This window comes from Rubritalea sp., assembly GCF_051252225.1.
Classification (GTDB): Bacteria; Verrucomicrobiota; Verrucomicrobiia; order Verrucomicrobiales; family Akkermansiaceae; genus Rubritalea.
The window spans coordinates 1-13,258 of the sequence record NZ_JBPOGE010000004.1 but is presented as its reverse complement, the minus strand read 5'-3'; the positions used below and the strand labels follow the sequence as shown (position 1 = coordinate 13,258).

Genomic DNA, 13,258 nt, shown 5'->3' with positions numbered 1-13,258 from the left:
AAATCTTAATGAATATTTCTCGTCAGATAGCGTCCAATTTTTTGATGGGGAAGGTGACTAGTGAAGCTATAGGAAATGGCGGAGCTGGTGACGGTCCTAGTGATCAGGAATTAGTGAAAAGGGCGCAAGCTGGAGACTACGCAGCCTTTGACTCTCTGGTCACCCGTCACAGAGGAAAGGTATATGCGATGATAATGAATATGGTACATAACGATGCGGATGCATGGGACTTTGCACAGGATGCTTTTGTGAAGGCATGGAAGGCATTGCCAAAATTTGAAAATCGGGCGTCATTTTCTACGTGGATGTTTCGAATCACACATAATGTTGTGTACGATGCCATGCGCCGCAAGAAGATGCATTCCGAAGGCGAGCTCGATGATACCATTTTAAATGCAGATCGTATCGATAGTTCAGCGCGTACTGCTCCTAAAAATCCGGAGAGACCGGATGAGCATATGGACCGGCATGAACGTCGCGAGGAGATCGAGCGTGCGCTCCAGCAGCTCACTCCAGAACACCGAGAGGTTATTTTACTAAGAGAGGTACAGGGGATGGATTATGCTGAGATTGCAGAAGTCATGCAGTCAACTAAAGGGACGGTGATGAGCCGCCTTTTCTATGCCCGCAAGAAATTACAAACATTGTTAAAACCATGAACAAACCTGAAAATGCAACAATCCAATCTTGGCTCAATGGCGAGCTCGAAGGTGGCGCTCTCCGCGAAATGGAAGCTTGGGCTGAAGAGCACGCTGAGGAGCTAGAAATGGAAATGGGTTGGCAACCTTTGGGCCAGGAAATTACAGAGATAGTGCCAGCGAACGAGCAACCGCCACATGCTGATTTTTTCAATGAACGTGTGAAGTTACACGCTCTGGCTGCAGATGAGGAGGTTACTCCAGCAAAGCCTGCGAGTTTCTGGCAGAAACTTAACTGGCTGCTCGCGCCTACTGCTATCGCAGGTGTGGCTTTGGGTTTCTACCTCGGTAGCAGTGTTGATTCTACTGACACAGCTGTCGCGTATACTCTACAGGCTGAAGAGGTTTACACTCCTGTGAAGGGGGTGAGCTCAGAAGTAGTGGAATCTGAGTCTGCGACAATTATTGTTTTAGAGGGACTCGATGAAATTCCTGAGTCAATCGACATTGTCATGGGTGAGTCCAGTTTTGGTGTGTCACCTATGTTACTTGTGACCGCCGACCGCAGTGAACTCATCTACTAAACTCATGATGAAATTATTTCTCATTCTTTTTAGCATCTGCAGTTTGATCCAAGTCTCTTGGGCAAATGATCTCGGTAAGGAATCGATCGGGATAATGGAGGTTGATGTCTATTATGCGACAAATAGTGATCCCAAGAAAGCTGGGATCAATACGCAAGTAGTAAACCCGCAAGTGGTCGGAAAGCTGTCGAAGCTACGTGATAAAGCATACAACCATTATGTGAAGCTAGGTTCTGATAGGCAGCCGGTGTTCCGTAGTTATGAGAATTGGTTAGCGCCACTGAAACCTTCAGAAGAGCTTTTGATCAGTTTCGAACCACGGGAAGCGGCGAGTGGAGGAAAGTTGAAGCTCGATTTGGAGCTTTGGCAGAGTAAGAAAAAAATTATGAAGGCTGGTCCGACCTTGCAGAAAGGAAAACCACTTTACATATTTGGGCCGAAGTGGCGTGACGGCAGGCTCATTTTGTCTATTCAATTAGTGGAACTCCTTCAGTAATACATATGAAATTAATTAACTCCATTTTGGCTTTTTCAGTACTGGGTTTAAATACTCTCTATGCGGATCTTGTGTTCGATCAGACAGTCAAAAAGATCGACGCGGCAGCCGACGCGAAAGAAGTAAAGGTTGAATTCCCATTTCAAAACACAGGGGCGAGCCCCGTCGTAGTAGAACGCTTCGATGCACCCTGTAGCTGTATGTTTGCGAAACTTGAAGGTGGGGAGAAGCAGAAGGATGGATCTGTCTCGATAGCACCAGGAGAAAAGGGTGTCTTTAAGGGGCGCTTTGAATTGGGCAATTTCAAAGGCACCGTCGATAAGAAAATAGTGGTCTGGATGAAAGGCGATGCTGAAGACGATCCGTCGGTTTCACTGAATACTCAGGTTTCTATTCCCTATCTTATCGCAGCGTTTCCACAGTCATTGATGTGGCAAGTGGGTGAGGAGGCTGTTGAAAAGGTAATCGAGGTGAAAGTAGATCACAGTGAGCCGATTAAGGTGATTAAACACACGAGCTCGAGCCCGAACTTTAGTTATGAATTCATTACTAAAGAAGAAGGGGAATTCTACGAGCTTCGGGTGAAACCAAAGTCTACCGAGAAGGTAACTTTTGCTGCAATTCGACTCACCACTGATAGCCCTAATCCACGCTATAAAATGGTGCAGACTTTCATGACGGTGAAGCCTGAGAAAAAATGATCCGCTGGATTTATCAAACTTTAGCAATAGTTCTGCTAGCTGGCTTAGCAACAGCGGTGATCTATCTCGTAGTCGGAGCTCCTGACCGAACGGTCGCTTGCGTACAGGCGGATTTAAAACCAGATCAAGTGTGTCTAGAGACAGTTATGACGGAATGGTCTGGAGATGTACTCTGGGTAGATGCTCGGTCTGAAAGAGAATATCACAAAGCACATTTGCCTGAAGCGATCTTAATTCCTGAGACAGATGCCGAAAATCAAATTGCTGTCCCTGAGCATATGGAACGCATCGGGATGGCAGGAGTGAATGGGCGTAAACTTGTAGTTTACTGTGGGACGGATGCGTGTGGTAGCAGCGAACTCGTTGCTGAAAAAATCCGTGCTACAGGCTTCCACTCTGAAGTGTTTGTCCTCTTTGGTGGGTGGAAGGCTGTGAAAGCTTCAGGTATGGAAGTAGTTATTCCGTAATCTGATAGATTTTCCCAGTGTGAGAGATGATGTAGAGCTCTCCCTGAGGGTCTTCACCAAAGGAACACATTTGCCCGATTTCTTTACCATCTTGGCTAAAGTCATCTTTGTGGTGTTGTAGATTACTTAGATCACTGATGCTAAGTTCTCCGCTCCAAATATGAGGCTTGATATAGTCTGCAAATAGATAGCGACCTTTGAGTGAGTCCACAGAGCCATTGTACACATAGCCGCCAGTTACGCTGAAACCACCGATGTTCGATGTATCATGCTTATATTCATAGACCGGCATGATCATGGGTCCTTTGTTAGGCTTAGCTTCGGCCTTATTTTTAGTTCTATGAGTACCCTCATATTGTGGCCACCCGAAATTGGCTCCAGAGAGTTGTTTACGCTCTACATTATTTATTTCTTCCCAAGCATTCTGTCCGACATCAGCGATGATAAGTCGGTCATGGTTCCAAGAGCACCGCCATGGGTTTCTTAGTCCATACGAAAGGATTTCTGGTTTGATCGATTTATTTTTCCCGAAAGGAGTGAGGAAATATTTAACGTTGTTTTTGGCAAAGGGGTTGTCTCCTGGAATGGTGTAACCACGAGCGGTGCTCACATCGATACACAGAAGCTTACCTAAAAATGTACTGAGATCTTGAGCTCTATGTTTGGGGTCATTCGCTTTCCCTCCGTCGCCAAGAGCAATGTAGAGAAGGTCATCGGGTCCAAATCCTAGCCAACCACCATTATGGTTTTTGAAGTCCTGTTCTTGTTTTAGGAGAACCTCTTCTTCTAGGTTTACTTTAGTTGCAGAGGCCATGGTGAAGCGTGAGACTCTGGTATCACCATCGTTGTTTGTATAATAGAGGTATAAACGCCTATCGGATTTAAAATCTGGAGAGAAGGCCATACCTAACAATCCCTGTTCATTCATTTTGATAGAAATCTTATCAGAGATATCGAGTGCAGGCTCTTTTAGTAGAACTTTTTTCTTTCTATCGAAAACTCTAACACGACCTTCCTTTTCTAAAATATAAAGAAAGTCCTTTGAGCCATCTGGAGCTGTGAGAAAGGTGGGGTTCTTTAGTTTCTCAACTAGAAGCTCAGCTTTTGGGGCCGCGTTGGTTAAGCTGGCCGCTATTGTTAGAGCTGATAAAATCGTCAAAGGAGTTTTCATGAAGAGCATTATCTTCATACGAGTCACGGCTTGTGAAGATTATTCCTCTAAATAGCTTTCAAGTGATGTTCTTAACTCTGTGCGGGCTCTGAATAGGTGGCTCTTCACGGCGGAGACTGAACAGTCTATGACATCTGCTATTTCTTCATAGGGCATGTTCTCGTATCTCCTAAGGATAACTGCAAGTCGCTGTTTTTCGGGTAACGCATTGATCGCCTTATCGACGGCGTCTTGCAGTTCAGATTGCAGGGTTTCGGCATCTGGGGACTTTGAGGCGTCATCTGCAAATTGTTGGAAGCTCTCGTCCTCACGCTCTTCTAGAGAGTGCGTTTTCCTGCGCGAGCGTTTCTTACTCTCATTGAAAACGAGGTTTCGAGTGATGGTGAAGAGGAAGGTTGTGAACTTAGCTTTTCGTTTATAACGCTTGGCTGATTTCCAGAGGCGGAGAAAAACTTGTTGAGCAATGTCAGGTGCGTCAGAAGCATTTCCTAACATTTTGGCGACAGTGCCGATGATCATGTCTTGGTGACGTTCAACGAGCTGCTGGAATGCCGCGTGATCTCCTTCTTTCACACGTAGCATCAAGGCGACATCAATTGCGTCGTCTGAGTCGTGAGAAGAAGTTTCAGTCATTGGTAGGGCTATGCTCGCAGTATTCGCCATAATGCTATAGGAGGATAGAACTCAGCATCAACGGAGAAGTTGCAAACTGTTTTAAAAAAGAGAGCTAACGGATAAATCGCTCACGTAAGTTCTTAAGCAGGAGATTGATTTCCTGCACTTCATTGAGCAATGATGTGAGTTGTTCCGTACTTAGATTCGACTGCTTGAGAGCTGTACGAATAGTGGATTCACGCTGTTGAAGCTGCTTACTGATAAGCATGCTAGAAGTTTCTTCCGCTGCACGAATGGGGCTTTCTGGGACTTCTTCGGCGAAATTCCTCTGGAGAGCCTTCTGGTCAGCGGGGGAGAGAGTCATGAGGAAACTCTGTACGGAAGAGGCCTGAGCAGGGTTTGGCTTACGCGAAAGAATATGGGTTAGAACATGACCACCCGTAGTAAGCGATAGCGGCTCGTGGAGAGATTCTATCTGCTCGCAGAGCCAGTCTTGAGCTTCTAACGAGCTTAGAGCGAGGAAGCAGAGGTAGGCGACGGTACCGTCCATCGGTGTGGGCTCGATGATTACTGGTATAACTTCGTTTGGGTCGCGGTAGTTATTGGGGCGGCTATCTTCGAAGCGCTTTTTCTTCGCAGCTTTGACGGTCATAGCTCGGAAATCTTGGTCACTAGTGCCAAGTCTAGCTGCGACTTTAGAAATAATGGTGTCCTGTGCGACTTTATCTTTCACTGAGACAGCGAGCGCTGAGAGGTCGTTTACTAGTTTAGAGCGATTTCTAATATCGGAGAGATCCGAGTGTGCTGATTCGTAGTCGAGTGTGTAATCAAAAAACTCTTGAGCATTTGCGAGAAGTTCTTTGAATGCTTCAACACCCTGAGATTGGATGAAAGAATCTGGGTCTTCACCTTCTGGCATGGTGACACAGCGCACATGGATTTCCTCGGCCGCGAGGACTTTGAAAGCTCTGGTAGCTGCCTTGTAGCCAGCAGCATCTGCATCATAACAAAGCACCGCACTTTTAGTGTAACGCTTTAAAATTTTGGCATGTTTTTCAGTGGTGCCGGTTCCCAGCGCAGCTGCTACATTCACAATACCTTGTTCGGATAATGCGATAACATCGATTTGACCTTCACAGAGAAGAACAAATTTTTCTTTAGAGATAGCTCTACGTGCTTTGTCTAAACCATAGAGAGTCTTTGATTTGTCAAATAGTGGAGTTTCTCGTGTGTTGATGTATTTTCCACTATTAGGGTCATTGACGAGCTGGCGAGCAGAGAAGCCAATGATGTCTCCGTAATCATTGTGGATCGGAAATAGCAGGCGGTTCTTCCAGTTGACGTAGATACCAGATTTTGGGTTTTGTGGGTCTCTCAGATTACAGATACCTGAATCTGCGAGCTCCCTCCCTGAGTAGCCTTTTTCTTTCGCCCATTGGAGAAAAACTCTGGTGTCTTCTGGCATCCAGCCGAGCAACCAGCGCTCAGCGATCTCAGAGTTGAGTCCGCGCTTTTTTAGGTAATCACGTGCAAGCTGTGCATCAGGAGACTTTCTAACGAGCTGGTGGAAGAACTTTGCCGCATCGTTGTGCAGTTCTATTAGTCGAGACTTCGAGCGACGGCGCTTTTCCGCTTGGGGATCATAAACGTCTTCAATGATGGGGACACCGGCGCGGTCAGCGAGTTTTTTGACGGCATCTACGAAGGGGAGGTTTTCGTATTTTTGGACAAAGCCAATGGCCGATCCGCCTTCGCCACAACCGAAGCAGTAGAAGAACTGGCGTGATGGATTGACATTGAATGAAGGAGTCTTTTCGTTGTGAAAAGGGCAGTTTGCTTTAAAGGTACCTCCTGCACGCTTGAGGGGAATGTAGCCGGAGATCACATCGACAATGTCGGTTTGATCTAAAACTGCCTGAATCGTTTCCTCGGGAATGCGTGCCACGTGAGCAGTAGTGCACTGGAGTGGGACGCTGATCAATCTCGAAAACGTGTGAGCTTAGTGTAATTTCTTCGGATCGATGAAGATGCTCACCAGACTATCCTTTCTATAAATTTCATGAGTAGGTTTGACGTCTTATTTATGGATCTGATTAGCTAATAAAAGATACTCAATGAACTAATCGTCTACAACTGCAGCTTACGATCCAATGCACGGTACTGCACGGCTTCCATGATGTGGTGAGCCTCGATCATCTTTTTTCCCTCAAGGTCTGCCAGCGTCCGTGCAACTTTTAAAATACGATCATACGCTCGAGCTGAGAAATTAAGTTCTCGCATCGCCATTTCTAAATAATCTGACGATTCAGTATCTAGCTTACAATGCACTTCCATTAACCCACTAGGCATCTCTGCATTTGTTCTTGCTTCGGACGAGTTAGCGAGCCGCTCAGATTGAATACGCCTAGCGTTAACAACACGCTCACGCACAACATCCGATTTTTCACCCACACTTCCATTTCTAAGATCGTTGTATTCCACCAACGGCACATCGATATGGATATCTATACGATCGAGTAAGGGGCCGCTGATGCGCTTTCTGTAACGCTCGATCTGGACCGGCGAGCACCTGCACTCACGTTTAGGATCGCCGTAGTATCCACACGGGCATGGATTCAATGCGGCAACTAGCATACAATTACATGGAAATGTCACGGAGCCTGCCGCTCGTGCGATTGACACATATCGATCTTCTAAAGGCTGTCTTAGCACCTCGAGTGTCTGACGTCGAAATTCGGGGAGTTCATCAAGAAATAACACTCCGTTGTGGGCTAGGCTGATTTCTCCTGGCCTTGGATTTGATCCACCGCCTAACAACCCGGCATCTGAAATAGTGTGATGGGGAGCTCTAAACGGTCGATACACTTTAAAGACTCCATTTCCTTTCAAGAGGCCTGACACGGAATGAATTTGGGTAGTCTCAATGGCCTCATCTAAATCCATTGGAGGCAAAATACTAGGTACTCGTTTGGCAATCATCGACTTACCTGTACCGGGAGGCCCGATCATCAGTAGATTATGATTTCCGGCCGCGGCAACCTCTAGAGCACGTTTCACTTGGTACTGTCCCTTGACGTCTGATAGATCGGACGAAAGTGTCGGTTGGGAATTGAATAGTGCGTCTCTATCAATTTGAGTGGGTTTTCCTATCAAATCACCCGATAGTATATGCCACGCTTCATTTAAGTTTGAGACTCCGTAAACATCAATTCCCTCAACAACGGCAGCTTCCTCCGCATTTGCCACAGGTACAATGAGCCTAGATCGACCTCTTCTTTTAGCCTCGAGTGCGATAGCTATAACGCCTTTTACAGGCCTCACTGAGCCATCAAGTCCGAGCTCTCCTACCATCGTGTATTGATCAAAAAACGGAATATCCTTCTGCATGCCACACGCCGTCATTCCAATGGCAATGGGTAAGTCAAAGCTCGGTCCTTCTTTTCGCAAATCAGCAGGGGCCAAATTCACAGTGTTAATGCCGTTAGCAAAGCTCAGCCCACTATTTCCAATTGCGCTCAATACGCGTTGTGAGCTCTCCCTAACCGCCGCATCAGGCAGCCCTACAATCTGCATACTAAATTTTTCACGGTGAAGGTTATTCACCTCTACCTCCACCTCAGTGGCTTCAACTCCATACAACGCTGCAGAAAACAAACACACAAGCATGCCTAACAGAGTAAACTAACAATCCAACTCTTAGCAAGACCCTAAGTAGGAACGACAAAAAAGCGCGAATGTTGGAGCGCTCACGAATATTTTTATTCGTGTCAATTGCAGATCCTAACAGATTTTTTCTAGAAATATTTAAAGTCTGATTACCACAGCTGATTGCTCAAAGCCTAGTGAGCGTGTGATTTGAGTACTGTCGTAACTTCTCGAGAGCGAGTATTAGCCAAAAAAAATCAGAGTCGATAACCCCCATAGTTTATCTACTCCAACTAAAGAGTAATTAAACAATCACAAAACAATATGGGACCGCATATATATTTTTTAAGTTCACGAGGCTTGTAATAATCTAAAGCCAGTGGGTGAATGACCAGCCAACTTCTTGAATGAACGACTGAAGTTATTGGCATTTGCATAGCCAAGAGCATTAGATATTTCTTTGATAGAGTATGAAGGGTTTTCTAATAGCTGCTTAGCTCTCTGGTAGCGTAATCTTTCCACGATCTGTATAAATGATGTGTTTTCAGCTTTCAGTTCTCTGAATAGTGATGTTCTACTCATTTGCGCAATTTCAGCAGTTTCGATAGAGCTAGGTAAGTAGCCGTTATGCAGCAATGTTGTGAGTATTGCTGTAAGGCTTTGGGCTACCTCACCAGGTTTTGGTAGCTCGACAGCGTCTACAATAAAAGATGGATGGGTGACATTAAACTCAAGCTGTTCCGCTAGAGCTAGAGAGGGGATAGTGACTCTAGTATTTTTCTCTCCGAACATAGGTGAATACTTTTCAATATTACCAAGACTACAACATGGCTCATCGGATTGAAGGTGCACAGCAGTGGGTGTATAGCAGCTCCCTTTAATGGATTCGATCAAAGTCAAAGTGTATTTGATAGTTGCTTGATCTGCAGTCTTACAAACCCCATCATGATTTCGTATATAGTCGATATGTGTGAACTCACCTTCAGTAGAAAGATTTAATGAAATACCTTGTACGATATGAGGTATAAGAGATGAGGTTACTTGTAGCGCTTCATATAGGGTTGTAGTCTGAGTTATAGCTACGCCGATGTTCCATAACTCATGTAAATTAAGTGAGTCTCCTGCTAGGAATCCAATGTTATCTATTCCTTCAGATTCTTCGATCTCGTCAAAAAGGTTCCAAAAGTGATGGATTTTTCCTAGAGGTGCATACTTTTTTGCCAGTACTTGAGGTGTTAGCCCAACACCATTGAGATATTTTTGTATGTCTACACCATTTTTAGATAGAGTTATAAGTCCTGGTGTTAGTATGGAAGCTTGAACTAGAGGTAGGGATCTCGACATGTACTCTGGAGTATAGTGGGTGAAACAAAATGATAGATCGAGGGGGTTGAATGTCAACCGGATGTACCTATATCTTTGCATTCTATGAAAAGTAAACCTCTCATAGTTTAACGTCTATGCACAGGAGCTTTCCTAAATTCAGCCTAAAAAATTAGGAATATAACCCAAAGAAAAAATGCCAATTAACTCAATACACATTAATAAGAATTATATTTTATCGAGGCCACTACGACGAATTTTACAAATACTCTCAATGCTAACAGCATTTTTAGTGAATTTAATTCCAGCCTTTGGCCAAATAAGTTCTGAGTCTATCAAAAGTACAGCTGATCATGAAAAAGAGATCATTGGCTATGTGCCGCAATGGGATGCTTGGAAGGCAGCGTCAGCTGGATACACGCAGCAAGGTGTTCTTAATCAAATGAATTTAGACTACAGCCAATATACGATGCTTAACTTTTCATTTTTTGGTGTTGCTAATGATGGCTCTCTTCACAGTGCAGATTTAAGAAATAAGCAAGTCTATCAAGACGGAGTGGACCAAGAACCTGGAGAACTTCTAATGACTGATGTATATTCGAGTTGGGATTATTGGATTCTCAATGGTGAAATCACAGCGCTGTGGTTTATAACAGAAGAAGCTGCTGCTGCTGGATATGAAAGTGATGGTAGCGGTTGGAAAAATGAGGGTTTAGGAATAAGTAGTCCTAGTTTTCCTATACCTTTTCCTGATTCAAATGGTCCAAAAGGCTTGCTCGATCTGTGTCAGGAAAATGGTGTGATGTGTATGGCTTCTATCGGTGGATGGTCGATGTGTAAGCATTTCCCAGAAATGGCTGCTGACCCTGTAATGCGTGCACGGTTTATTGCTGATTGTAAAAAACTCATCAATATGGGATTCGATGGTATCGACATTGATTGGGAGTTTCCTGGACCGTTTGAGGGAATGAATTTTGTGGGATCAGATGATGATTTCGCAAATTTCACAACTTTGATGCAGGAACTGAGGGCGATCCTTGGTGAGGAGGTGATTTTAACAGCGGCATTCAATGCATCATCTACGAAAATGGCAGGGCTTGAGTGGCAAAAACTTGATGCGGTCATGGATTATTTTAATATCATGGCTTACGATTACCATGGTGGGTGGTCAAATACCGCTGGTCATAATTCACCCTTATTTGCGTATACTTCAGAAGAAGGAGGCGCTGCATCTTGGAATGATTCGATCGAAGCTCTCGCTGGATATGGAGTAAACCTTGAAAAAGTTACTATGGGCCTCGCTTTTTATGGGCGAGGTGTAGTCACTGATGGTAATGCTGAGCTAAACGGGCCAACTGTTAAAGTTCTCAAAAAAATTCAACCTGACGGGCCCATTAGTACAGCTGCTGACTATACAAATTGGGACGCTTTCGAGGGAACTCCTTACTATTCAAGAATACTTCAGAAAAAATCAGAATGGAGTGAGTATTGGGATGATGAGGCGAAAGTGCCTTACCTTACAAAGCAAAATGCATTCCTCAGTTATGATGACCCACGCTCTATTGGACTGAAGGCTAAGTACATTAGAGACAATAACCTTGGGGGAGTCATTGTGTGGACTGCTTTTGGTGACGTACTAGTGGGTGATATTACTGGAGGCAGTGCTAAGCTTCCTCATGCACCTAATAGTACAAGCCCGCTTATTTCTGAGGTTAACTCAGTTTTAGCAGGTCAGGATGTTACTTTTGAAGTAGGAAATACACCTTATATAAGTGTTGCTTCAAATAATACTTTAGAAGGGAATGATGATAGTAATACTCTAGAGTTTACAGTGAGTCTTTCTACATCTTCGACTGCTTCGGTTAGTGTTGATTATTCATTAAATGATATTAGCGCCATAGGAGGAGTAGATTACGGTTCTAGTTATGGATCGATATATTTTGCTCCGGGAGAAGATACCGTGGAGATTTCAGTGCCAATATATGGTGATGAAGATGCTGAGTTGAACGAGCAATTTTCACTCAATTTATCAAACGCTCAAGGTGCCTCTTTAGCGACTGAATCAGCTATTGGTACTATTATCGATGACGAGGGTGTAGTAGAGATCGCTCAGCCTAAAGTTACTATACAAGGTTTTGAGTACAATGAGGGAGATGAGAATTCTCTGATTTCATTGACTCTTACATTGGATAAAGCGGTAGAGGTTACTTCATCAGTGGCATTTCAGACGGTAAATGGATCTGCTATCGCTGGTGATGATTACGTTGCTCAGAACGGTAGTGTGGTTTTTGTCGAAGGTGAGACAGAAAAGTATATTCAATTAACAATCATGGGTGACGAGCTTATCGAGGAAGATGAGAGCTTTACCCTTCAATTATCAAACCCAGTAGGACTTACGTTAGAGGTAGCGAATGCAGAGATAACCATTAAGAATGACGATACCGATAACTCTGATGGCAATTCTACTGGAATTGTCTTGTTTGGGTTATCAAAGCTCCCAACTGATAGAGCTATTACGATGGGTTACATGAACTCACTTCGTTCATCTTCCGGACAAGATCAAAATCTAACGGCAGCTCAAATCGATACTGAAATAGCTTCAATCAACTGGGATGGATTTGATGTTGTAGTACACGCCTTTGCTGAGCCGCTTACTGATGCCACAATAGGAGAAGACCTGGGGAATTTTAAAGCATACCAAGAGCCATTATTGCGACATGCTCATGATGAATCAAAAAGCGTACTTCTTTCTCTAGGAGGAGCATATCCAGCACGTCTTGCAAACCAGTTTTATACTATTGCGAGTAATGATCAATTGCGAGCTCAGTTTGTCACTAATATCGTGAATTACATGAAGATGTATCAATATGATGGTATTGATATAGATTGGGAGTTTCCCAATGCTACTAACGAAAAAACTGCACTCACAGTACTTATGCGTGATCTATACACAGCTGTGAAATCTGAAGATGATGATTATATAGTAATGTTTGGCACTGGTCCTGGATATTATATGGGGTCTTATGATTTTTCTGAACTAGCTAACTATTCAGATTATTTCTTCTACTTTGGTTATGATTGGAAGAGTCCATATAACGGTCCAATTAGTAGACCAAATACAGGGCCTCAATACACAACATTGAATGACACTCTCTATGAACAATCAGTAAGAGCGGGTATTCAGTATGTTTTGGACAAAGGGTATCCAGCAAATAAAATTATTTGTGGTCTACCATTTTATGGTTCCGGAAACACATCTTGGTCAGCTGTTCGTAATGAATACATAGCAAACAAAGAGACGTACGATGCTGCAATAGATTCGGATGCCCTAGAGGTATCGATTAATGGTCAATGGTTTACCACACCTGTTGCAATGAAGCGTAAAATGGATGCTCTACTCAAAGCGGAAACTTCAGTTTTAAATGATTCAAGAGTTATTGCTGGTGTAGGTACTTGGGAAATAGGCCATGAGCATAGCTCTGCACCTGACTTATCTACAGCTTTTTCTGAGTGGATAGGAACTACTGATGGCACTGATGGTACTGATGGTACTGATGGTACTGATGGTACTGATGGTACTGATGGTACTGATGGTACTGATGGTACTGATGGTACTGA

General features: G+C 44.0%; 11 protein-coding genes. 6 read left to right on the top strand and 5 right to left on the bottom strand.

Features of this window, described 5'->3' with window-relative positions:
- The first annotated feature begins 8 nt into the window (after positions 1–8).
- From ACSHX2_RS05455 to ACSHX2_RS05435, 5 genes are read left to right on the top strand one after another with little or no spacing between them, the layout of a single operon-like run.
- Complete coding sequence (locus tag ACSHX2_RS05455) at positions 9–659, top strand: RNA polymerase sigma factor (protein ID WP_435691360.1); 651 nt, start codon at positions 9–11, stop codon at positions 657–659.
- Positions 656–1,222 (top strand): hypothetical protein, encoded by a 567-nt coding sequence (locus ACSHX2_RS05450; protein WP_435691358.1) that lies wholly within the window; start codon positions 656–658, stop codon positions 1,220–1,222. The genes ACSHX2_RS05455 and ACSHX2_RS05450 overlap by 4 nt, the downstream gene beginning before the upstream one ends.
- Before the next feature lie 4 nt (positions 1,223–1,226).
- Positions 1,227–1,718: a hypothetical protein gene (locus ACSHX2_RS05445; RefSeq protein ID WP_435691357.1), complete on the top strand. Its 492-nt coding sequence runs from the start codon at positions 1,227–1,229 to the stop codon at positions 1,716–1,718.
- 5 nt (positions 1,719–1,723) lie between these two features.
- Positions 1,724–2,419, top strand: a complete 696-nt coding sequence (locus tag ACSHX2_RS05440; protein ID WP_435691355.1) for a DUF1573 domain-containing protein — start codon at positions 1,724–1,726, stop codon at positions 2,417–2,419.
- On the top strand, positions 2,416–2,886 hold the full coding sequence (locus ACSHX2_RS05435; protein ID WP_435691353.1) for a rhodanese-like domain-containing protein: 471 nt from the start codon (positions 2,416–2,418) through the stop codon (positions 2,884–2,886). The genes ACSHX2_RS05440 and ACSHX2_RS05435 overlap by 4 nt, the downstream gene beginning before the upstream one ends.
- Here ACSHX2_RS05435 and ACSHX2_RS05430 read toward each other — a convergent pair.
- From ACSHX2_RS05430 to ACSHX2_RS05410, 5 genes are all read right to left on the bottom strand, one after another.
- On the bottom strand, positions 2,876–4,057 hold the full coding sequence (locus ACSHX2_RS05430; protein WP_435691351.1) for a PQQ-dependent sugar dehydrogenase: 1,182 nt from the start codon (positions 4,055–4,057) through the stop codon (positions 2,876–2,878). The genes ACSHX2_RS05435 and ACSHX2_RS05430 overlap by 11 nt on opposite strands.
- Positions 4,058–4,096: 39 nt before the next feature.
- Complete coding sequence (locus ACSHX2_RS05425; protein WP_435691349.1) at positions 4,097–4,690, bottom strand: RNA polymerase sigma factor; 594 nt, start codon at positions 4,688–4,690, stop codon at positions 4,097–4,099.
- Positions 4,691–4,784: 94 nt separating this feature from the next.
- Positions 4,785–6,617: a DNA primase gene (dnaG, locus tag ACSHX2_RS05420; RefSeq protein WP_435691347.1), complete on the bottom strand. Its 1,833-nt coding sequence runs from the start codon at positions 6,615–6,617 to the stop codon at positions 4,785–4,787.
- A gap of 182 nt (positions 6,618–6,799) precedes the next feature.
- Positions 6,800–8,332, bottom strand: a complete 1,533-nt coding sequence (locus ACSHX2_RS05415; protein WP_435691345.1) for a YifB family Mg chelatase-like AAA ATPase — start codon at positions 8,330–8,332, stop codon at positions 6,800–6,802.
- A 336-nt stretch (positions 8,333–8,668) separates the two neighbouring features.
- Positions 8,669–9,661: a helix-turn-helix transcriptional regulator gene (locus ACSHX2_RS05410; protein WP_435691343.1), complete on the bottom strand. Its 993-nt coding sequence runs from the start codon at positions 9,659–9,661 to the stop codon at positions 8,669–8,671.
- Between the two features lie 253 nt (positions 9,662–9,914).
- On the opposite strand from ACSHX2_RS05410, the gene ACSHX2_RS05405 reads away from it, so the two are divergent.
- Positions 9,915–13,258, top strand: a 3,344-nt coding sequence (locus ACSHX2_RS05405; RefSeq protein ID WP_435691341.1) for a glycosyl hydrolase family 18 protein, incomplete at its 3' end; no start/stop codon positions are given.